Raw genomic sequence first — 19,672 nt, 5'->3', positions numbered from 1 at the left:
TATCGAGATCCGTTCGCACACCCGAATTCCGGCCCATGCCTGCGCGGCGAGCAGGGGCCCATCCGAACCGTACCCTTGCGGCCATGCGACACGGTTCCATTCCGGGCGCCCACGGGCGGGTCCGGCCTCTCACCCTGCTCGGCGACCCCGTCCTGCACGCCCACTGCGCGGAGGTCACCGACTTCGGCCCCGAACTCGCCCGGCTGGTGGAGGACTTGTTCGCGACGATGTACGCGGCGGAGGGCGTGGGCCTGGCGGCGAACCAGGTGGGGGAGGCGCTGCGGGTGTTCGTCTTCGACTGCCCCGACGACGACGAGGTCCGCCACCTGGGCCACGTGGTGAACCCGCGCCTGGTGGCGGCCGACGGCGTGACCCTCCGCGGCCCGGAGGGCTGCCTGTCCCTGCCGGGCCTGGAGGCGGGCACGGAACGCTACGACCACGCGGTGGTGGAGGGCTTCACGGCGACGGGCGAGCCGATCACGATCCACGGCACGGGCTTCTTCGCGAGATGCCTCCAGCACGAGACCGACCACCTGGAGGGCCGCGTCTACGTCGACCACGTCACGGGCTGGCGCAAGCGAAAGCTGATGCGCCAGGTGGCCAAATCTTCTTGGCGCCGGTGAGTGGACGCGCCCCAAAGGGGCGCGGGGCCGTATTCGATGTGCGGCTACCGCCGCGTGGGCGCGATCAACCCCCACCGGCGGTCAGCCGAAACTCAACGCTCAGAACCCCGGACCTCCGATTTTGTCCCCGGCAGCCGCCAGGCGACCCCACAGCAGGTCCGCCAAACTCTTCACCAGTTCCGCACGAGAACAGGGCCGTTCCCCCAGCCACCAGTCCCCGGCCGCGTGCATCATCCCGACGATCCCGTGCCCCCACACCCGCGCCAGCTGCTGGCTCCCGGGCCCGAGATCCAGCCGGTCCTCGATGACCTGCGCCAGCTCCTCACCCATCCGCCGCAACAGCGGAGCGGAATGCTTGCCGACGTCGAACCCCTGGTCGGCCCCCGTGCCGCCCTCCGCGGGATGCATCAGGAACCGGTACACCTGAGGCCGCGCCTCGATCGCCGCGAGGTACGTGTCCAAGGTCGCCTCGACGCGCTCGCGGCGCTCCGCCGGAGCGTCCAGTGCCGCCCGCAACGAGTTCAGCAGCGCGTCCGTGTGCCGCTTGGCCAGCGCCGCGTACAGCCCGCTCTTGTCGCCGAAGTGGCGGTAGAGGATGGGTTTGGTGATGCCCGCCTCCGCCGCGATGGCGTTCATGGAAGCCTGTGGGCCGTCCCGCAGCACCACCCTGTCGGCGGCCTCCAGCAGCTCGCGCCGTCGGCGGTCGGCGGACCGCTGCTGTTCGGTCCGCTGCGTGGTGTCCATGCTCTCTCCCCACCCCGTGCTCTTTTCGGTGACGCCTGCGCAAACTAACACCTGACAGCCATCTGCCATCGAACTGGCTGCCGAGGTGACCTTGGGAGTTGACTTTTCCTACCGACGAGTAACAGACTCGGGTTACCGCTAGTAACACATTATGCGCCGCCGCTGGAGGGGTCATGGCCGAGTTCACCATGGAACTCAACGACGAACAGAAGGAGGTCCGGGACTGGCTGCACGGTTTCGCCGCCGACGTGATCCGTCCCGCGGCCGCCGAATGGGACGAGCGTGAGGAGACTCCCTGGCCGGTCATCCAGGAGGCCGCGAAGGTCGGCATCTACTCCCTCGACTTCTATGCCCAGCAGTACTTCGACCCCACCGGGCTCGGCATCCCGATGGCCATGGAGGAGCTGTTCTGGGGTGACGCGGGCATCGCCCTGTCCATCGTGGGCACGGGCCTCGCCGCCGTCGGCGTCCTCGCCAACGGCACCGAGGAGCAGATCGGCACCTGGATCCCCCAGATGTACGGCGACACCAACGACGTCAAGGTCGCCGCGTTCTGCTCCTCCGAGCCCGACGCCGGCTCCGACGTGGCCTCCATGCGTACCCGGGCCGTCTACGACGAGGCCAAGGACGAGTGGGTGCTCAACGGCACGAAGACCTGGGCGACCAACGGCGGCATCGCCAACGTCCACGTCGTCGTCGCGGTCGTCGACCCGGAGCTCGGCTCCAAGGGCCACGCCTCCTTCATCGTCCCGCCGGGGACGCCCGGGCTGTCCCAGGGCCAGAAGTTCAAGAAGCACGGGATCCGCGCCTCGCACACCGCCGAGGTCGTCCTGGACAACGCCCGGGTGCCCGGGTCCTGCCTGCTCGGCGGCAAGGAGAAGCTGGACGAGCGGCTGGCCCGGGCCCGGGAGCGGGCGAAGTCGGGCGGGGTGGGGGTCCCCCCGGCCGAAGGCTGGGGGAGGGTGAAGAACGCGGCGATGGCCACGTTCGAGGCCTCGCGGCCGGCCGTCGGTGCGATGGCCGTCGGTACGGCACGTGCCGCCTACGAGGTCGCCCTCGACTACGCCGTGACCCGTGAGCAGTTCGGGCGGCCGATCATCGACAACCAGGGGGTGGCCTTCCAGCTCGCGGACATGCGGACGGCCATCGACGCGGCCCGGCTGCTGGTGTGGCGGGCGTCCTGGATGGCGGTGAACGGGAAGCCGTTCACCGCGGCCGAGGGGTCGATGTCGAAGCTGTTCGCGAGCGAGACGGCGAAGAAGGTGACCGCCCAGGCGATCCAGATCCTGGGCGGGAACGGGTACACGCGGGAGTATCCGGTGGAGCGGATGCACCGGGACGCGGCGATCTACACGATCTTCGAGGGGACGAGTGAGATCCAGCGGCTGGTGATCGCCCGGACCTTGTCGGGGGTGCCGATTCGGTAGCGCTGCAGGGGTGCGGTGCGGTGCGGACCGACGGCGGTCAGCGGCTGGTCGCGCCCACGCGGCGGAGCCGCATGTCGACAACGCCCCGCGCCCCCGAACAGGTGGGCACCGTCACCGGTGCTCACCGGTGCTTCAGCGGTGTGAGTTGCTCGATGTCGTAGCGCTTGCGGAGTGCCTCGATCGCCTCGTGGTCCGGAGGGCCGCCGCTGCCCAGGATCTCCAGGAGCTCCTCGAAGTAGCGCTCGTGGTCGGGCGGCGGGGAGGACTGGAAGAACATCCGCGCCGGGGTGTCCGTCGGGTTGGCGAAGGCGTGCGGGCAGCCGGGGGGTACGGCGATCAGCGTGCCCGGGGTCGCCCTCACCACCTTCGTGCCCGAGCTCGACTCCCACTTCTGCCAGTGGTCGGGGGTGCGGATGCGCGGCTCGAAGGCGAGGACGTCCAGTTCGCCTTCGAGGACGTAGAACAGCTCCTCGCTGCGGGTGTGCACATGGGCGCCCACGTCGAAGCCCGGCGGGACCTCCACCTCGAAGGTGGAGGCCGCCCGCGAGTGCGTTCCGGTCACCTTGAAGGTGACACGCTGGGCCGTCGTGTGGACGACGCGCCCGTGTCCCGGCGGTACGAGGAGTCCTTCGGTCGTCGTCATGGGCCACTCACCATGTCACCGGAAGTGCCTCGGGTCCCCGGATCAACGCGCCCTTTCTGAAGGGGACCTGTTCCGGGGGTACGGCGAGCCGCAGCCCGGGCAGCCGGTCGAGCAGGGCGTCCACGAGGAGTTCCTCCTCCAGCCTGCCGAGCTGGCCGCCGGGGCAGTAGTGCGGGCCGAACCCGAAGGACACGTGCGGGTTGGGACTGCGGGTGAAGTCGATCGTCTCGGGGTCGGGGAAGACGTCCGGGTCGCGGTTGGCGGCCAGGTACGAGACGTAGATCGCGTCGCCCGCGCGGATCCGTACGCCCTTGATCTCCACGTCCTGGGTGGCGATCCGGCACAGCCCGACCGCGTTGCGGTGCGGGATGTAGCGCAGGAGTTCGTCGATCGCCCGGGGGCGGATCGCCGGCTCGGTGCGCAGCCGGTCGAGGAGATCGGGGCGGGTCAGCAGCAGGTAGAACATCTGCCCGCTGTTGTTGGTGACCGCCTCGCCGCCGATCTGCAGGAGGACAGCGAGACCGACGGCCTCCTCCAGCGATACCTCGCCGAGCCCCACCGCGGCGCCGAGCAGCGAGCACACGTCCTCGCCCGTGCTGTGCTCCCGCAGCCCGATGAGGTCGGCGAAGTAGGCGCCCATCTCGCGCTTGGCCTTCTCGCTGACCTCCTTGCCGTGGCGGGAGGACAGGATCTGCTGGGTCCAGATGTGCATGGTGTGCCGGTCGGCGGCCGGCACGCCCATCACCTCGCAGATCACCGCGATGGGGAACGGGCTCAGGATCGTCGCCGTGAGGTCCGCGGGCGGGCCGTCCTGGACCAGCTCGTCGACGAGCTCGTCCAGCATCCGGCGGGCCTTCGCCCGGACCCGCTCCACGCCCTTGGAGGTGAGCGCGGAGGCCACCGAGCGGCGCAGCCGCGTGTGGTGGGGAGGGTCCAGGAAGCCGACCGCGCCGCGGTCCGGGATGAAGTGCGGTGCGAGCCGGGTGACCGGCTGGTCCATCACCGCCTCACGGCTGAACCGGGGGTCGTTGGCCACCATCCGTACGTCGTCGTACCGGGTGACCAGCCACGCCCAGCCCTCGCCGTTGGGCAGCTGGATCCGGCTGACCGGGCCCTCCCGCATCAGCTCGGCCAGGGTGGGGTCGAAGTCCACCCCCATCAGGTCCGGCACCTCCCAGTGCCGGACCGGACAGGTGGCCTCACCGGCGGCCGCACCGGGGGCCTCGTCGGCGGGGTCGAGCGGTTCGGTGAGTGTCATCTCTATCGAGCCGCCTCTTTGTCCGAACGCCGCCAGCGACCCAGCGACATTTCCGCGGTGATGCCGGGACCGAATCCGGCCAGCAGGCCGCGCGCCTGGTGCTCGGCGCCGCCCTCGTCGAACATCCGGCGCAGCGCGTCCAGGACGACGGCGCTGGCGATGTTGCCGTACTCGGTGAGCGTGGACCGGCTGAACCGGAAGGCGTGCGGGTCGACCTGGAGGAACTTGCTCAGGTCGTCCAGGATTCGCGGGCCGCCCGCGTGGACTATGTAGAAGTCCAGGTCGGACGCGTCCCAGCCGTGCAGTCCCGCCAGGTCCTGGAGAGCCGGGGCAAGCGGCTCCATGGTCGCCGGGACCCGCTTGTCCAGCAGGAAGTGGAACCCGGTGGCCCGCACGTCGTACATGATCCACTCCTCGGTCTTCGGGATCAGGTACGAGCCGTTGCGTTCGAGTTCGACGCCCGTGCCGCCCTTGCCGCGGACCACGGCGGCGGCGATGCCGTCACCGAAGAGGCCGTTGGAGAGCAGCGAGCCGACGCCGAGGTCGGTCGGCTGGTAGCACAGCGAGCAGAACTCGCAGGCCACGATGAGGGCGTTGGCGTTCGGGTACGCCGAGCAGAAGTCGTGCGCCCGGTTGATCGCCGCTCCGCCGGCCGCGCAGCCGAGCTGCGCGATGGGGATCTGGCGGGTGGTGGAGTCGAAGTCCATCTCGTTGATCAGCCACGCGGTGAGCGACGGCATCATGAAGCCCGTGCACGAGACGTAGATGATCACGTCGATGTCGCTGGTGAGCAGTTCGGCGTCGTCGAGCGCCCGCTGGATCACTGCGGGAACCCGGGCCTTGGCCTCGACCTCGTAGAGCTTGTTGCGCTCCTCGAAGCCGGGGTGCTTCAGGGTTTCCTCGATCGGCTGCACGATGTGCCGGGTGCGAACGCCCGTGTTCTCGATCAGTCTCAGCGCCAACGGCAGCTGCGGGTGGTTCTCGTGGTGGGAGCGCGCCAGTTCCAGCGTCTCCTCCATCGTGATCACGTACTCCGGGACCGACACTGAGGGTTTGCACAAAGTCGCCATGAACCGTGCCTGCTTTCAGCCTTCCGGTGGGTTTGGGCCCGACCGGTCAGAGAGGTGGTTCACCTCAGGAGGTGGTTCCCTCACGATCACCCGTGAGGGCGATGATCTCTCGTCGGACTACTCCGAACCGGTGACCCCGTGTCAGGGTCGGATCAGCACAGAGGTATCCGGACGAGGAGGACGCGATGCCGGGCACGGCCGCGGAAATGCTGAAAACGACCAGGTCAGAGCTAGCCCCGGACCCGAACGCCAATCCATTGGTCCGCCTCGTCGCCGGCGGCCGGGCGAGTCTGGAGACACTCGCCGCGCTTGCCCTGGAACAACACCGGGTGATCCCCGCCGACCGGCGCGCGTTCCTGCATCTGGCGCAGCGCGCCGTCGAGGAGCCGGCGGCCGCCGGGTTCTTCACCGTGCTTGCCGAGGGCGAGGAACTGGCGGCAGAGCGGCTGGGCGCGTTCACCGAGGCGTGCGAGGTGGATGACGAGCGCAGGCAAGCGTACGAGCCCCTACCGGGCTGCCAGGCGTACCCGGCGTACATCTCCTGGCTCGCCCTCAACGCCGACCCGACGGACGCGGTCCTGGCCGTCACGGCCAACTTCGCGACGTGGGGGACGTATTGCGCCACCATCGCGCAGGGCCTGCGCACCCACTACGGCTTCAGCGACGAGGCGTGCGCCTTCTTCGACTTCTTCGCGACCCCGGCTCCGGCGCTGGACGTACAGGCAGCGGAGGCGGTGCAGGCGGGACTGGACTCAGGCCGCCTGGACGAGAAGCGGGTGTACGCCTACGGCCGCTTGCTCCAGGCGTACGAGGAGATGTTCTGGACGTCGCTGGCTGAACTGAGCTGTCTTTAGGGGCGCTGGGGGAGGAACTGCGCGAGCAACCCCACCCACCCGCACCCGCCGAACGACCGCTACTCACTCCCCACTGCTGTGGGCGATACAAGCCACGTCGATCCGGTCGGCGAGCTTCGCGAGCTCGATGGTCAGCGCAGCCACCGTGTCCTCGTCCAGCCCACCCTCGTCGGCCTCCACCAGACGCAGCCACCGTGCCCCCAGCGTCCGCAACAACTTACTCACGTCGGCCGCGGCCACCTGCAAGGTCCCGCGGTCGTCGACGATCAGAGGCAGGGTCACTTCGCGGTTCACACTCGGGATCGTAGTCGTGCAACCCTCACGCACCCTGCCAAACGGTGGTGATGTTGCAGAACTCCCGGATTCCGTGCCCGGACAGCTCACGGCCGTACCCGGACCGCTTCACCCCGCCGAACGGAAACGCCGGGTGGGACGCGGTCATGCCGTTGACGAAGACGCCGCCGGCCTCCAGGTCCCGGACGAACCGGTCCACCTCGGCGTCGTCCCGCGTCCACACGTTCGAACTCAGCCCGAAGGGCGAATCGTTGGCGATGAGGATCGCCTCGTCCAGGTCCCCGGCCCGGTACAGCGTGGCCACGGGCCCGAACGCCTCCTCGCGGTGGATGCGCATGTCGCGGTGGATCCCGGCGAGGACGGTCGGCGGGTAGTACCAGCCGGGCCCGTCCGGCCGCTGCCCGCCGCACAGCACCTCGGCACCCGACCGCTTCGCGTCCTCGACCAGCTCCTCCAGGTCCTTGCGCCCCTGCTCGCTGGAGAGCGGCCCGACGTCCGTCTCCTCGTCCATCGGGTCGCCCGTGCGCAGTGCCGCCATGCCCGCCACGAACCGCTCGGCGAACGCGTCGTAGACGGCCGTGTGCACGATGAACCGCTTCGCGGCGATGCACGACTGCCCGTTGTTCTGCACGCGTGCGGTCACCGCGATCTTCGCCGCGCGGTCGATGTCGGCCGAGGGCATCACCACGTAGGGATCGCTGCCGCCCAGCTCCAGCACCGTCTTCTTGATCATCTCGCCGGCGGTGGCGGCGACCGCGCGGCCCGCGGGTTCGCTGCCGGTGAGCGTCGCCGCCTTCACCCGCTCGTCGCGCAGGATGTCGTCGACCGCGCCGGAGCCGATCAGCAGGGTCTGGAAGCAGCCCTCGGTGAAGCCGGCCCGGTGGAACAGGTCCTCCAGGTACAGGGCCGTCTGCGGGACGTTGGACGCGTGCTTGAGCAGGCCCACGTTGCCCGCCATCAGCGCGGGCGCGGCGAAGCGGACCACCTGCCAGAGCGGGAAGTTCCACGGCATCACGGCGAGCACCGGCCCGATGGGGCGGTACCGCACCCGCACCCGGGACGCGCCCGAGTCCTTCACGTCCGTCTCCGCCGGCTCCTCGTCGGCCAGCAGCTCCTCCGCGTGGTCGGCGTACCAGTGCATCGCCTTCGCGCACTTGGCGGCCTCCGCGCGGGCCTGCTTCAGCGGCTTGCCCATCTCGGTGGTCATGGTGCGCGCGATGTCGTCCCGGTCCGCGTCCAGCAGGTCGGCGGCGGCGTGCAGCAGCCGGGCACGCTCGGCGAAGGTGCTCGTGCGGTACGTGCGGAACGTCGCCTCGGCGAGTTCGAGCCGGCGTTCGAGCTCGTCCTCGTCCATGGCCTCGAACGTTTCGAGCGTCTCGCCGTTCGCCGGGTTGACCGTCGCGATGGGCATGGCTGACCTCCCTGGGAGCGGGCTTGTTATGACCTTCCCGCGCGGCCGGGCCGGCCGCAACGTATGGGGCTCTGTTCAGCCCGAGTGCTCCGCCAGCCGGTCGAGAAACGCGGCCTGCGCGCTGACGATCACCTCGCGGGCCCGGTCGGGGGGCAGCCAGGCCACCCGGTCCAGCTCGGGGAACTCCTGGATCCGGCCCGACCGCGGCGGCCACTCCATCACGAAGGTGCCGGGGGCGATCGCGGCCGGGTCCAGGTCCGCCTCGATCGCCCACGCCGTGACGATCTTGCCGTTGGCCTGCCGGACCTCGCCCAGCTCGATCGCCTCGCCGTCCGGCGGAGCCAGGCCCAGCTCCTCCTGGAACTCGCGGCGGGCCGCCTCCCAGGCCGGTTCGGACGGCTCGTACTCGCCCTTGGGGACGGTCCACGCGCCCGCGTCCTTCTTCGCGAAGTACGGACCTCCCATATGGCCGAGCAACACCTCGAGGCCTTCACCGGTATGCCGGAACAACAGCAGTCCGGCGCTTCGCTTCGGTTCCGTCAACGCCGTACCTCCGGATGGGCGGCCAGCAGGGTCTCCACCGTATCGGCCTCCTCCGGCCGCTTGTCCTCGCGGTAGCGGACGACCCGGGCGAAGCGCAGGGTGACGCCGGCCGGGTAGCGGGTGGACCGCTGCAGGCCGTCGTAGGCGATCTCGACGACGAGCTCGGGGCGTACGGTCACCACCCAGCCGCTGTCCGAGACCTCCAGCTCCTTGAGCCGGGCGGTCTGCCACTCCAGCATCGCGTCGGTCATGCCCTTGAACGTCTTGCCGAGCATGGCGAAGGTGCCGTCGGGGTTGCGGGCGCCGAGGTGGAGGTTGGAGAGCCTGCCGGTGCGGCGGCCGTGGCCCCACTCGGCGGCCAGGACGACCAGGTCCAGGGTGTGGACGGGTTTCACCTTCAGCCAGGAGGCACCCCGGCGGCCGGCGCTGTAGGAGCCGTCCAGGGCCTTGACGACCACGCCCTCGTGACCGCGGGCGAGGGTGGCCGCGAGGAACTCCTCGGCGGTCGTCGTGTCGTCCGGCCCGGACACCAGTGCCCGGCGCACCCGCATCGGCTCGGGGACCAGCCGGGCCAGCGCCGCGTGCCGTTCGGCGAAGGGGAGGTCGAGCAGGTCGTGGCCGTCGACCGAGAGCGCGTCGAAGAAGACGGGGGAGACCGGGACCTCCCGGGCCGCCTTCGCCACGTCCGTCCGGGAGCCGACCCGGCCCGCCGTCTCCTGGAAGGAGCGGGGCCGGCCGTCCGCGTCGAAGGAGATCACCTCGCCGTCCAGGATGAACCGGTCGCCGCGCAACTCCCGTGCGGCGGAGGTCACCTCGGGAAGGCGGTCGGTGATGTCGTCCAGGGTGCGGGTGAAGATCCGTACCGTGTCGCCGTCCCGGTGGACCTGGACCCGGATGCCGTCCAGCTTCTCCTCCACCGCGCAGCCGCCCAGCTTCGCCACCGCCTCGGCGACCGAGGAGGCGGTGTGCGCCAGCATGGGCAGCACCGGGCGGCCGACGGTGAGCCGGAAGCGGTCCAGGGCCGGCGGGCCGTCCGCCAGCAGCGCCTCGGCCACCGTCTGGAGGGACCCGGCGAGCATCACCGCCCGGCGGACGGCGGCCGGGTCCGCGCCGGTCGCCTGCGCGAGCCCTTCGACGGCGACCGCGTCCAGGGCACCCTGCCGCACCTCCCCGGACAGCAGCCCGAGCAGGAAGCGCTGCTCGTCCGCCGTCGCCGCGCCCATCAACTCGCCGACGATCCGGGTCCGCTCGGCCTGCGAACCCGCCCCGGAGACCTTGCCCAGCTCGCTGAGCCGGGCGTCGACCTCGCGCACGGTCAGGGACGGTTCACCGGCCGGTGGGACGGGCCGGCTCAGCACCTTCCAGCCGACGCCGAGACGGCCCTGCGGGAGCCGGCCGGCCAGGTAGGGGATGACGACCGGTACGTCGTCGGGAGCCGTCTCCCGGAAGAGTTCGGCGAGCAGTGCGGTCTTGCGGGACCTGGCCGCGGTGGCGGCGACCTCCCGGGACACGTCGGCGAGCCGGGTCAGCAGCATGCAGCCAATGGTGCAACGGGCGGGGCCGGACTACACCCCCACGGCCGCGTCCAGGTCCGCGAAGAGCAGCTCGCCGTTGATCGCAGCGCCGGCCCGGTAGCCGCGGCTCGCCGCGTTGACCACCTGCTCGGCGAAACCGCTCGCGTTGCCGGCCGCCCACAGTCCGGGCACGGTCGTCAGGCCCCGCTCGTCGATCACGGGGTAGGTGCCGAAGGGGGTCTCCGTCATCTCCGCGCCCAGCGCGAGGAACAGGTCGTTCTGCGGGACCGGACGCGGGGCGACGAACAGGGCCTCCCGGTCGTGCATGCTCCCGTCCCCGAGCCGTACGCCCGTCAGCCGGTCGTCCTCGATCCGCAGCCCGGCGACCTCGCCCGCCACCACCCGGACCCCGGCCGCTGCCAGTCGCCGCAGGTCGTCGTCGGTCAGCTCCGTCTCCTCGACCCGGTGCAGGAAGAGGGTCACGTCCTTGGACCACTGGGTGACCATCAGCGCCTGGTGCACGCTCATCGGGGTCGTGGCCAGCACCCCGAACGCCTGGTCGCGGACCTCCCAGCCGTGGCAGTACGGGCAGTGCAGCACATCCCGGCCGAAGCGTTCGGCCACTCCCGGGACGGGCGGGAGCTCGTCCTTCAGGCCGGTGGCGACGACCAGCTGCCGGGCCCGGACCGTCCGGCCGCTCGCGAGCGTCACCGAGAAGCCGTCGTCCCCGGTCGCGCCCACCGCCCGGTCCCGGACCAGCTCCACGCCGTACCGCGCGATCTCCTCCCGGCCCACGGCCAGGAACTCCGCCGGCGGCATGCCGTCCCGGGACAGGAAGCCCTGCAGGTGGGCCGACGGGGCGTTGCGCGGCTCGCCCGCGTCGACGACCAGGGTGCGGCGCCGGGCCCGGCCCAGGACCAGCGCGGCGGACAGTCCGGCCGCGCCGCCCCCGAGGACGACCACTTCGTACGTGTCGGTCATGGTGACCACCTCCGCGGCCGAGGGTCGCTCCGCCGCTGCCGGATTGACAAACGTCTTTGCCGAAACTGCAATGCAGGCATGACTACGGACGACGTCCTCGCGGGCGTGGGACCCCGGCTGCGCCGGATCCGCAAGGAGCGGGAGGTCACACTCGCCGCCCTCTCCGAGACCACCGGCATCTCGGTCAGCACCCTCTCCCGGCTGGAGTCCGGGCTGCGCAAGCCCAGCCTGGAGCTGCTGCTGCCGATCGCGCAGGCCCACCAGGTGCCCCTCGACGAACTGGTCGGCGCCCCGCCGGCCGGCGACCCCCGGGTGCGGGCCAAGCCGATGGAGCGGTACGGCCGGACCTTCCTGCCGCTCACCCGGCAGCCCGGCGGCCTGCAGGCCTTCAAGGTGGTCGAACCGAAGCGGAAACCCGAACCCGAGCCGCGCACCCATGAGGGCTACGAGTGGTTGTACGTGCTGTCCGGGAAGCTGCGGCTGGTGCTCGGTGAGCACGACGTCGTGCTGGGGCCGGGGGAGGCGGCCGAGTTCGACACCCGGGTGCCGCACTGGTTCGGGTCGACCGGGGAGGGGCCGGTTGAGTTCCTCAGCCTGTTCGGGCCGCAGGGGGAGCGGATGCACGTGCGGGCGCGGCCGAAGCGGACGTGACGAATCCGGCGTTCCCCCGGAGGCCTGTTCCCTCGACGGCAAGCGACCGCTTAGTATGCGGTGACCCCGGTCAGACGACGCAGTCGACGCAGTCCCGTGGAGGCACCGCATGCAGGCATGGCAAGTGCACGAGAACGGCGAGCCGAGCGAGGTGATGCGGCTCCAGGAGGTGGAGCGGCCCACGCCCGGCGACGGCCAGGTGCTGCTCAGGGTGCGTGCCGCCAACATCAACTTCCCCGACGTCCTGATGTGCCGGGGGCACTACCAGGTCCGTCCGCCGCTGCCCTTCACCCCGGGTGTGGAGATCTGCGGCGAGACCACGGACGGACGCCGGGTGATCGCCAACCCCGTGCTGCCCCACGGCGGTTTCGCCGAGTACGCGGTCGCGGACGCCGCCGCGCTGCTGCCCGCCCCGGACGCGCTGGACGACTCCGAGGCCGCCGCGCTGCACATCGGCTACCAGACGGGCTGGTTCGGACTGCACCGGCGGGCCGTCCTCCAGGCCGGCGAGACCCTGCTCGTGCACGCCGCCGCCGGCGGGGTCGGCAGTGCGGCCGTCCAGCTCGGCAAGGCGGCCGGGGCCCGGGTGATCGGCGTGGTCGGCGGTGCCGACAAGGCCGCCGTGGCCCGCGAGCAGGGCTGTGACGTCGTGGTCGACCGGCGCACCGAGGACGTCGTCGCCGCCGTCAAGGAAGCCACCGGTGGCCGCGGCGCCGACGTGATCTACGACCCGGTCGGCGGCGAGGCCTACACCCAGTCCACCAAGGTCGTCGCCTTCGAAGGCCGGATCGTGGTCGTCGGCTTCGCCAGCGGCACCATCCCGAGCCCGGCGCTCAACCACGCCCTGGTGAAGAACTACTCCATCCTGGGCCTGCACTGGGGCCTGTACGCCACCAAGAACCCCAGGCTGATCCTGGACTGCCACCGGCAGCTCACCGAGCTGGCCGCCAAGGGCGCCATCAAGCCCCTGGTGAGCGAGCGGGTCCCGCTGTCCGAGGCCGCGGCGGCCGTGCAGCGGGTCGGTGACGGCGTCACCACCGGCCGGGTCACCGTCGTACCGAACGGAGTCGCAGCATGACCGACGCCGCCGAACTCACGCGCCGCACCGCCGAGTTGCTGGCCGCACACCCGCCCGCGAGCACGGAGAAACTCGACTTCCTCAAGGCCCGGTTCGATGCCGGACTGGCCTGGGTGCACTACCCGGAGGGCCTCGGCGGCCTCGGCGCCCCGCGAGCCCTCCAGGCCGTCGTGGACGCCGAGCTGGAGGCCGCGGGCGCTCCCGACAACGACGCGCGCCGCAACGGCATCGGGCTCGGCATGGCCGCGCCGACCATCCTCAGGTACGGCACCGAGGAGCAGAAGCAGCGCTTCCTGCGGCCGCTGTGGATCGGCGAGGAGGTCTGGTGCCAGCTCTTCAGCGAGCCGGGCGCCGGCTCCGACCTGGCCGCGCTGGGCACCCGGGCCGTCCGCGAGGGCGACGCATGGGTGGTGAACGGCCAGAAGGTGTGGACCTCCGGCGCGCACAACTCCCGCTGGGCCATCCTGATCGCCCGCACCGACCCGAACGTGCCCAAGCACGCGGGCATCACCTACTTCGTCTGCGACATGACCGACCCGGGCGTGGACGTCCGCCCGCTGCGGCAGGTCACCGGCGAGGCCGAGTTCAACGAGGTCTTCCTCACCGACGTCCGCATCCCCGACTCCCACCGCCTCGGCGAGGTCGGCGACGGCTGGCGGGTCGCGCAGACCACCCTCAACAACGAGCGCGTCGCCATCGGCGGCATGCGGCTGCCCCGCGAGGGCGGCATGATCGGCCCGGTCGCGAAGACCTGGCGCGAACGCCCCGAACTGCGCACCCACGACCTGCACCAGCGGCTGCTGAAGCTGTGGGTCGAGTCCGAGGTCGCCCGCCTCACCGCCGAACGGCTGCGCCAGCAGCTCGTCGCCGGACAGCCCGGCCCCGAGGGCGCCGGCATGAAGCTCGCCTTCGCCCGCCTCAACCAGGAGATCAGCGGCCTTGAGGTCGAACTCCGGGGCGAGGAAGGCCTGTTGTACGACGACTGGACCATGCGCCGGCCCGAACTGGTGGACTTCACCGGCCGTGACGCCGGATACCGCTACCTCCGCGCCAAGGGCAACAGCATCGAGGGCGGGACCAGCGAGGTCCTGCTGAACATCGTCGCCGAGCGCGTCCTGGGCCTGCCGGCCGAACCGCGCACCGACAAGGACGTCGCCTGGAAGGACCTTGCCCGATGACGGATCTGCTGTACTCGGAGGAGGAAGAGGCGCTGCGGGCCGCGGTGCGGGATCTGCTCGCCGACCACTGCGACGCGCCGGGCGTCATCGCCCGCACCGAGTCGGACACCCCGCACGACGCGGCCGCCTGGAAGGCCCTCACCGAGGGCATGGGGCTCGCCGGGCTGCTGGTCCCCGAGGAGCTGGGCGGCCAGGGTGCCTCGCACCGCGAAGTCGCCGTCGTCCTGGAGGAGCTGGGGCGGGCGGTCGCGCCCGTGCCGTATCTGACCAGTGCCGTGGTGGCGACCGAGGCGCTGCTGGCCTGCGGCGACGAGAAGCTGCTCGGGCAGCTGGCGTCCGGGCGGACCGTCGGGGCGCTGGCGGTGGGGCTGCACGTCGCTCCGGGCGGCGAGTTCAAGACCGTACGTGTCGAGGACGGGCGTCTGCACGGCGAGTTGACCGGGGTCGCGGACGCGGTCGCCGCGGACGTGCTGCTGGTGCCCGGGGACGACGGCGGGCTGTACGCGATCGAGGCGGGTGCCGTGACCGTCACCCCGCAGGTGTCCTTCGACCTGACCCGGCCGCTCGCCACGGTGACCCTCGACGGGGCGGCGGGGCGGCGCGTGGGCGACGCGGAGCCGGCGGTACGGCGGGCGCTGCGGGCCGGGGCCGGGCTGCTGGCCTCCGAGCAGTTCGGCGTCGCCGAGTGGGCGTTGACCGAGACCGTGCGGTACCTGAAGGAGCGCAAGCAGTTCAACCGGCCGCTGGGCGGGTTCCAGGCGATCAAGCACCGGCTGGCGCAGTTGTGGCTGGAGGTGGTGAACCTTCGCGCGGCGGCGCGCGGTGCAGCCGACGCGCTGGCCTCCGGCGGTGATGCCGACGTGTTGGTGGCCGTCGCTCAGGCTTATGCGGGGCCGGTCGCCGTGCACGCCGCCGAGGAGGCGCTGCAGCTGCATGCGGGGATCGGGATGACCTGGGAACATCCGATTCATCTCTATCTGAAGCGGGCCAAGGCTGATTCGATCGCCTTCGGTACGGCGGGAGCGCATCGGGAGGCCCTGGCCGGACTGGTCGGTCTTCAGGCGCCGTGATCTTCGGGTGCGGGTGCGGGTGCGGGTGCGTGGGGGCTGGTCGCGCAGTTCCTCCCCCAGCCTTCGGCCGGGGGCACCCCCAGCGCCCCTTTCGGGGCGCCTGAAGTGAACCTGGGACGGCAGTCCGGCCAACTCAGCGCGCAGACACACCAATTGGGCTCTGTTCGAACGCATACTCCCTTGGGTCACTCATGGCCCTACAAGGGAGGCAGAGCATGGCCCTCACCACCCGTCGCAGAGCCCTTACCGCCCTCGGCGCCGCCCTCACCGGCGCCGTCGTGCTGCCCGGCGCGCCGGCCTGGGCGGGCGGCGGTCACCGCGGTCCGCGGCCGCTGTGGCGTGCCCACGCCCACAACGACTACGAGCACACCCATCCCCTCTACGACGCCCTCGGCCACCGCTTCGGCAGCGTCGAGGCCGACATCTTCCTGGTCGGCGACCAGCTGCTCATCGGGCACACCGAGGACGACCTCGACCCGAGCCGCACCCTCGAATCCCTGTACCTCGACCCGCTGGCCGCGATCGTCGAGGCCAACCACGGCTCCGTGTACCGGGGGTGGCGCAAGCCGCTGCAGCTGCTCATCGACATCAAGACCGAGGGCTCCTCGACGTACCTGGAGCTCGACCGGCATCTGCGCCGCTACCCGCACCTGTTCACCGCCTACGCCCACGGCCGGGTGATCCCCGGTGCGGTCACCAACGTCATCTCCGGTGACCGTGCCGCGCGCACGCCGATGGAGGCGCAGACCGTGCGCCGGGCCTTCTACGACGGACGGCTCACCGACCTCGGCACCTCGGCGCCCGCCTCCTTCGTCCCGCTGATCAGCGACAACTGGCAGCTCAACTTCACCTGGCTGGGCGACGGCGCGTTCCCCGACGCCGAGCGGCAGAAGCTGCGCGACATCATCGGCCAGGCGCACGCGCACGGCCAGACGGTGCGCTTCTGGAACACCCCCGACGTGGCGGGCCCCGCCCGCGACGCGCTGTGGGCCGAACTGTTCGCCGCCGGCATCGACTTCTTCAACACCGACGACCTGGCCGGCCTGGAGTCCTTCCTGGACGCCCGCGCGGCGTCGTAAGACCACTCGAACGGGGGTCGTGTCAACCGCACGGGCCAACCCTCCGCTACGCCACACTTGCGGCCGAACGCCCCCGAACGGGCGTGGCGGAGGAGGTTCGCGATGGCCGTTTCCATCTCTGTGGTGCTGCTGCTCCTGTTGCTGGCCGTGATCTTCATGCGCCAGGGCGCGCTGAAGATCTCGCACGCCCTGGTCTGCATGTTGTTCGGGTTCTTTCTGGCCAGCACCAGCATGGCGCCGACCATCACCAGCGGGCTCACCGCGACCGCCGATCTGGTCAGCAGCCTGAAACCCTGAGCGGCCGGCTTAGGGTTTCCAGAAGACCCCGATCCCGTTCGCCACGGCGCGCTCCGGGCTCTCGGTCGGGTGGTTGAGGACGCTCACCGTCTTCGCCCCCACGCTACGGGCCACCATCGTCGTGGAGCCGCCGCCGTCCAGGCTGAACGCGTCGACCGCCCCCAACTGCCGTATCTCGTCGGCCACTTCGGCGATCGTCATGCCGCTGCGGTAGGCCACCGCGCCGTCCAGCGCCAGCAGCAGCAGGGTGCGCCCACCGCTCGCGTAGCCCACGGCCGTGCGCACGGCGGCGGTGGTGTCGTCCAAACCGGCCAGCGGCTCGCCGCCGCGCAGCACCGGGTAGCCGCCGACCGCGAAGCGGTACCGGATCCGGGCGGCGGACGCCACCATGCGCTCGCGCACCGTGACCCGTTCACCCTTGGTGAGGGCGCGCAGCTTGTCCGCGCCCGCCTCCCGGCCCAGCAGCACGGTCGTACCCGCGGCGATGGCACCGCTGCCCGGGGTGGCGGACGTGGCCACGACCTTGCCGGCGCGGATCTGTACCTCGTAGGTGTCCGTGCTGCACCCCGCGGCCCGATCGGTGTCCGAGCCGCAGGTGGCGCGCTTACGGGAGGCCGAGCCCCAGGCGGCGGTGTAGGCGCCGACGGACCCCTGCGCCAGGGCGTACTGGTTGAGCCCGCGCAGCGCGAGCGTGGCGGCCGGGGTGCGGACCGTGCCGGCGAGCGTCAGCCGGTCGAGCCGGGCCCGGCGGTCCACGCCGACGCCGAAGACGTCGGTGGTGTCGGTGCCGGGCGGCAGCGACGGGCCGAACCGCTGGGCCGTCGGCACCGCCGCCTTGAGCACCCTGCCGTGCGCGATCGCCGGGCCGACGCTCGCGCCGGTCGCCTCGACGCCCGGGTGCTGGGTCTCGGTGATGTTGAAGAAGTCGCCGTTCACGCCCGCGACCGCGCCCGCCGCGTCCGCCATCGTGGACACCGGCGACCGGGCGGCCACCGCGCCCGGCGAGAGCAGGTCCACGTGGACGTGCGGGTCGGTCAGGTCGACGGTCAGCAGATGGGCGTGGACCGTGCCCTTGGCCGCCGGGACGTCGAACTGCCGGTAGGTGACGCCGGACGCGATCTGTCCGGCGCCCTCCACGGCGCCGGCCGGTGCCGCCCCCGCGAGGGCCGCACCGGCCAGCACGCCGGACGTGGTGAGGATCGTGCACAGAGTTCGGGTCGTCGCTGCAAGTCGTCTCCGACGATGCGTCACCGCACCCCCTGATGTCTCGTCAAGTTCCCCAGGACTCAGGGAAGTGCAGCAGACGAGAGTGACCGGCGGGGCGGCTAGCCGTCGACTACGCGAGAACGGGTGAGGAAACGCACCCCCTCGGGTGCCTCCAGGGAGAAACCGCTCCCCCGTCCGGGTACCACGTCCACGATCAGCCGGGTGTGGCTCCACACCTCGTACTGGCTGCGGGACATCCAGAACGTGACCGGCTGCTCGACACCGTCCACCGCCAGCTCGGCCAGCAGGACGTCCGAGCCGCCGGTGCGGAACTCGCCGTCCGGATAGCACATGGGCGCGCTGCCGTCGCAGCAGCCGCCGGACTGGTGGAACATCAACGGCCCGTGCTCGGCGTGCAGCCGGCGCACCAGCTCGGCGGCCTGCGGGGTGAGTTCGACGCGCGGTGGCGTCGCTGTCGTTTCGGCCATGGTCACCCTCCTGGGGCCGGGGCGTCGGACCCCCTCAGTCTCATGCCTCGTCACAGGCGCGTCCAGAAGCGGTCGTCGGACCACTCGGTGCGCAGCGCGGTCGACGACCGCCGCGACCATCGAGGCGGCCCGGGCCGGCCGGTGGAAGGGCCGGGCCAGCCCGAGGCCCACCGCCCGCGGCACCGGCAGCCGGGCCGCGAGCCGAGCGGCCGGGCGCCCCCGGCCCACCGCCGGGGTGTGGCCCACGGCCAGCGCGTCGACCGTGCGCAGCCGTCCCGCCCGCCAGGCGGAGTCGAGCTGACCGCCTACCGCGTGGTGCAGGAGGCGCTGACCAACGCCCCGAAGCACGCGGCCGGTTCGCGGGCGGACGTACGCGTCGACTACGGCGAGGACGAACTGCGCCTCGAGATCACCGACTCCGGAGGCACCCCGGGACCGGCCGCCGCCACCGGCAACGGGCGCGGGCTCATCGGGCTGCGCGAACGACTGGCCGTGCACGGCGGCACCCTCGACAACGGACCGCGTCCGCTGGGCGGTTACCGGGTCCGGGCCCTGATACCCCTGGAGCGCACGTGAGTTCACCGGCGAGTCCGCCCCGGGTCGTGGTCGCCGACGACCAGGCGCTGGTGTGCACGGGCTTCCGGCTGACCCTCGGCGCCGACGGCATCGACGTCGTCGCGGAGGCCACCGACGGCCACGAAGCGGTGGAGGCGGTACGGCGCACCCGGCCCGACGTCGTCCTGATGGACATCCGGATGCCCGAGCTGGACGGCCTGGAGGCCACCCGCCGGATCCTCGCCGCCCCCGACCCGCCGCGCATCCTCATGCTGACCACCTTCGACCTCGACCGGTACGTGTACGCGGCGCTGTCCGCCGGAGCCAGCGGCCTTCTGCTCAAGGACGTCACGCCCGAGCACCTGACGGCCGCCGTCCGCTCGGTCCGGCGCGGTGAAGCGCTGCCGGCGCCCGCCGCCACCCGCCGCCTCGTCGAACGCTTCGCCCGCGCGGGCGCCGACTCCGCCGCCCGGCACCGCGATCTCGCCCACCTCACCCCGCGCGAACTCGACGTCCTGCGCCTGCTCGCCCAGGGACTGTCCGACGCCGAACTCGCCGCGCGTCTCCACCTCTCCGAGGCCACCGTCAAGACCCATGTCTCCCGCGTCCTCGGCAAACTCTCCCTGCGCGACCGAGCCCAGGCGGTGGTCGTCGCCTACGAGACCGGACTGGTCACCCCGGGCGGCCGTCGAGGCGCGGGCGGACGGG

General features: G+C 71.7%; 20 protein-coding genes and 2 pseudogenes. 11 read left to right on the top strand and 11 right to left on the bottom strand.

All coding sequences use genetic code 11. The features are described from left to right. Positions 1–83 precede the first annotated feature (83 nt). The gene (gene def / locus ACFY0P_RS28585) at positions 84–623 is read left to right on the top strand and encodes a peptide deformylase (RefSeq protein WP_388918989.1); all 540 of its coding nucleotides are present in this window, start codon (positions 84–86) and stop codon (positions 621–623) included. Positions 624–722: 99 nt separating this feature from the next. Here the strand turns inward: def and ACFY0P_RS28580 are convergent, their stop codons facing one another. Beyond that, a complete protein-coding gene (locus ACFY0P_RS28580; protein WP_093505920.1) occupies positions 723–1,367 on the bottom strand; it encodes a TetR family transcriptional regulator in 645 nt (214 codons plus the stop codon). 173 nt (positions 1,368–1,540) lie between these two features. On the opposite strand from ACFY0P_RS28580, the gene ACFY0P_RS28575 reads away from it, so the two are divergent. Further along, on the top strand, positions 1,541–2,794 hold the full coding sequence (locus tag ACFY0P_RS28575; protein ID WP_388918986.1) for an acyl-CoA dehydrogenase family protein: 1,254 nt from the start codon (positions 1,541–1,543) through the stop codon (positions 2,792–2,794). A gap of 121 nt (positions 2,795–2,915) precedes the next feature. Here ACFY0P_RS28575 and ACFY0P_RS28570 read toward each other — a convergent pair whose 3' ends face one another. The 3 genes from ACFY0P_RS28570 to ACFY0P_RS28560 are packed head-to-tail and all read right to left on the bottom strand — an operon-like array spanning position 2,916 to position 5,765. Next, positions 2,916–3,437 carry a cupin domain-containing protein gene (locus tag ACFY0P_RS28570; protein WP_388918983.1) on the bottom strand — a complete coding sequence of 174 codons (522 nt, stop codon included), beginning with the start codon at positions 3,435–3,437 and terminating at the stop codon, positions 2,916–2,918. A 7-nt stretch (positions 3,438–3,444) separates the two neighbouring features. Then, positions 3,445–4,695 carry a cytochrome P450 gene (locus ACFY0P_RS28565; protein WP_388918980.1) on the bottom strand — a complete coding sequence of 417 codons (1,251 nt, stop codon included), beginning with the start codon at positions 4,693–4,695 and terminating at the stop codon, positions 3,445–3,447. 2 nt (positions 4,696–4,697) lie between these two features. Continuing rightward, positions 4,698–5,765 carry a type III polyketide synthase gene (locus ACFY0P_RS28560; protein WP_388918977.1) on the bottom strand — a complete coding sequence of 356 codons (1,068 nt, stop codon included), beginning with the start codon at positions 5,763–5,765 and terminating at the stop codon, positions 4,698–4,700. 185 nt (positions 5,766–5,950) lie between these two features. Between ACFY0P_RS28560 and ACFY0P_RS28555 the strand changes: the two genes are divergently transcribed. Further along, positions 5,951–6,619, top strand: coding sequence for a transcriptional regulator (locus tag ACFY0P_RS28555; RefSeq protein ID WP_388918974.1), 669 nt, complete (start codon positions 5,951–5,953; stop codon positions 6,617–6,619). A 63-nt stretch (positions 6,620–6,682) separates the two neighbouring features. Here ACFY0P_RS28555 and ACFY0P_RS28550 read toward each other — a convergent pair whose 3' ends face one another. From ACFY0P_RS28550 to ACFY0P_RS28530, 5 genes are all read right to left on the bottom strand, one after another. Then, entirely contained in the window at positions 6,683–6,913 is a 231-nt protein-coding gene (locus ACFY0P_RS28550) for a DUF6213 family protein (protein WP_089105419.1), read from the bottom strand. 25 nt (positions 6,914–6,938) lie between these two features. Continuing rightward, positions 6,939–8,324, bottom strand: coding sequence for an NADP-dependent succinic semialdehyde dehydrogenase (locus tag ACFY0P_RS28545; protein ID WP_388918971.1), 1,386 nt, complete (start codon positions 8,322–8,324; stop codon positions 6,939–6,941). 75 nt (positions 8,325–8,399) lie between these two features. Beyond that, a complete protein-coding gene (locus ACFY0P_RS28540) occupies positions 8,400–8,867 on the bottom strand; it encodes an NUDIX domain-containing protein (protein ID WP_388918969.1) in 468 nt (155 codons plus the stop codon). Then, positions 8,864–10,402, bottom strand: coding sequence for an ATP-dependent DNA ligase (locus ACFY0P_RS28535; RefSeq protein ID WP_388918966.1), 1,539 nt, complete (start codon positions 10,400–10,402; stop codon positions 8,864–8,866). Before ACFY0P_RS28535 ends, ACFY0P_RS28540 begins: the two co-directional genes overlap by 4 nt. A 30-nt stretch (positions 10,403–10,432) precedes the next feature. Beyond that, positions 10,433–11,362, bottom strand: coding sequence for an NAD(P)/FAD-dependent oxidoreductase (locus ACFY0P_RS28530; protein WP_388918963.1), 930 nt, complete (start codon positions 11,360–11,362; stop codon positions 10,433–10,435). 78 nt (positions 11,363–11,440) lie between these two features. On the opposite strand from ACFY0P_RS28530, the gene ACFY0P_RS28525 reads away from it, so the two are divergent. The 6 genes from ACFY0P_RS28525 (at position 11,441) to ACFY0P_RS28500 (ending at position 16,715) form a co-directional block, all read left to right on the top strand. After that, positions 11,441–12,013: a helix-turn-helix domain-containing protein gene (locus ACFY0P_RS28525; RefSeq protein ID WP_388918960.1), complete on the top strand. Its 573-nt coding sequence runs from the start codon at positions 11,441–11,443 to the stop codon at positions 12,011–12,013. Between the two features lie 109 nt (positions 12,014–12,122). Next, positions 12,123–13,091 carry an NADPH:quinone oxidoreductase family protein gene (locus tag ACFY0P_RS28520; RefSeq protein ID WP_388918957.1) on the top strand — a complete coding sequence of 323 codons (969 nt, stop codon included), beginning with the start codon at positions 12,123–12,125 and terminating at the stop codon, positions 13,089–13,091. Then, complete coding sequence (locus tag ACFY0P_RS28515; protein WP_388918954.1) at positions 13,088–14,269, top strand: acyl-CoA dehydrogenase family protein; 1,182 nt, start codon at positions 13,088–13,090, stop codon at positions 14,267–14,269. The genes ACFY0P_RS28520 and ACFY0P_RS28515 overlap by 4 nt, the downstream gene beginning before the upstream one ends. Then, positions 14,266–15,339 (top strand): acyl-CoA dehydrogenase family protein, encoded by a 1,074-nt coding sequence (locus ACFY0P_RS28510; RefSeq protein WP_388918950.1) that lies wholly within the window; start codon positions 14,266–14,268, stop codon positions 15,337–15,339. Before ACFY0P_RS28515 ends, ACFY0P_RS28510 begins: the two co-directional genes overlap by 4 nt. Before the next feature lie 215 nt (positions 15,340–15,554). After that, complete coding sequence (locus ACFY0P_RS28505; RefSeq protein WP_388918947.1) at positions 15,555–16,418, top strand: phosphatidylinositol-specific phospholipase C/glycerophosphodiester phosphodiesterase family protein; 864 nt, start codon at positions 15,555–15,557, stop codon at positions 16,416–16,418. Between the two features lie 102 nt (positions 16,419–16,520). After that, positions 16,521–16,715, top strand: a complete 195-nt coding sequence (locus tag ACFY0P_RS28500; RefSeq protein WP_089105410.1) for a hypothetical protein — start codon at positions 16,521–16,523, stop codon at positions 16,713–16,715. A gap of 9 nt (positions 16,716–16,724) precedes the next feature. Here ACFY0P_RS28500 and ACFY0P_RS28495 read toward each other — a convergent pair whose 3' ends face one another. Further along, the gene (locus tag ACFY0P_RS28495) at positions 16,725–17,897 is read right to left on the bottom strand and encodes a phosphodiester glycosidase family protein (protein ID WP_388918944.1); all 1,173 of its coding nucleotides are present in this window, start codon (positions 17,895–17,897) and stop codon (positions 16,725–16,727) included. A gap of 143 nt (positions 17,898–18,040) precedes the next feature. Continuing rightward, on the bottom strand, positions 18,041–18,409 hold the full coding sequence (locus ACFY0P_RS28490) for a DUF779 domain-containing protein (RefSeq protein WP_388918941.1): 369 nt from the start codon (positions 18,407–18,409) through the stop codon (positions 18,041–18,043). Positions 18,410–18,679: 270 nt separating this feature from the next. On the opposite strand from ACFY0P_RS28490, the pseudogene ACFY0P_RS28485 reads away from it, so the two are divergent. Next, a pseudogene (locus ACFY0P_RS28485) lies at positions 18,680–18,985 on the top strand (sensor histidine kinase); the annotation flags it as partial. Continuing rightward, positions 18,982–19,668, top strand: a pseudogene (locus ACFY0P_RS28480) (response regulator); the annotation flags it as partial. The pseudogenes ACFY0P_RS28485 and ACFY0P_RS28480, both read left to right, overlap by 4 nt. Positions 19,669–19,672: the final 4 nt, after the last annotated feature.

Origin of the sequence: Streptomyces sp. NPDC001714, from assembly GCF_042892755.1 — a bacterium.
In the GTDB taxonomy this organism is placed as follows: domain Bacteria; phylum Actinomycetota; class Actinomycetes; order Streptomycetales; family Streptomycetaceae; genus Streptomyces.
This window is presented reverse-complemented; position numbering and strand designations above follow the sequence as displayed.

Excerpts from the sequence above, each read along its gene's own strand:
- def (WP_388918989.1), top strand. The coding sequence starts at position 84 with ATGCGACACGGTTCCATTCCGGGCGCCCACGGGCGGGTCCGGCCTCTC.
- ACFY0P_RS28580 (WP_093505920.1), bottom strand. The coding sequence starts at position 1,367 with ATGGACACCACGCAGCGGACCGAACAGCAGCGGTCCGCCGACCGCCGA.
- ACFY0P_RS28575 (WP_388918986.1), top strand. The coding sequence starts at position 1,541 with ATGGCCGAGTTCACCATGGAACTCAACGACGAACAGAAGGAGGTCCGG.
- ACFY0P_RS28570 (WP_388918983.1), bottom strand. The coding sequence starts at position 3,437 with ATGACGACGACCGAAGGACTCCTCGTACCGCCGGGACACGGGCGCGTC.
- ACFY0P_RS28565 (WP_388918980.1), bottom strand. The coding sequence starts at position 4,695 with ATGACACTCACCGAACCGCTCGACCCCGCCGACGAGGCCCCCGGTGCG.
- ACFY0P_RS28560 (WP_388918977.1), bottom strand. The coding sequence starts at position 5,765 with ATGGCGACTTTGTGCAAACCCTCAGTGTCGGTCCCGGAGTACGTGATC.
- ACFY0P_RS28555 (WP_388918974.1), top strand. The coding sequence starts at position 5,951 with ATGCCGGGCACGGCCGCGGAAATGCTGAAAACGACCAGGTCAGAGCTA.
- ACFY0P_RS28545 (WP_388918971.1), bottom strand. The coding sequence starts at position 8,324 with ATGCCCATCGCGACGGTCAACCCGGCGAACGGCGAGACGCTCGAAACG.
- ACFY0P_RS28535 (WP_388918966.1), bottom strand. The coding sequence starts at position 10,402 with ATGCTGCTGACCCGGCTCGCCGACGTGTCCCGGGAGGTCGCCGCCACC.
- ACFY0P_RS28530 (WP_388918963.1), bottom strand. The coding sequence starts at position 11,362 with ATGACCGACACGTACGAAGTGGTCGTCCTCGGGGGCGGCGCGGCCGGA.
- ACFY0P_RS28525 (WP_388918960.1), top strand. The coding sequence starts at position 11,441 with ATGACTACGGACGACGTCCTCGCGGGCGTGGGACCCCGGCTGCGCCGG.
- ACFY0P_RS28520 (WP_388918957.1), top strand. The coding sequence starts at position 12,123 with ATGCAGGCATGGCAAGTGCACGAGAACGGCGAGCCGAGCGAGGTGATG.
- ACFY0P_RS28515 (WP_388918954.1), top strand. The coding sequence starts at position 13,088 with ATGACCGACGCCGCCGAACTCACGCGCCGCACCGCCGAGTTGCTGGCC.
- ACFY0P_RS28510 (WP_388918950.1), top strand. The coding sequence starts at position 14,266 with ATGACGGATCTGCTGTACTCGGAGGAGGAAGAGGCGCTGCGGGCCGCG.
- ACFY0P_RS28505 (WP_388918947.1), top strand. The coding sequence starts at position 15,555 with ATGGCCCTCACCACCCGTCGCAGAGCCCTTACCGCCCTCGGCGCCGCC.
- ACFY0P_RS28500 (WP_089105410.1), top strand. The coding sequence starts at position 16,521 with ATGGCCGTTTCCATCTCTGTGGTGCTGCTGCTCCTGTTGCTGGCCGTG.
- ACFY0P_RS28490 (WP_388918941.1), bottom strand. The coding sequence starts at position 18,409 with ATGGCCGAAACGACAGCGACGCCACCGCGCGTCGAACTCACCCCGCAG.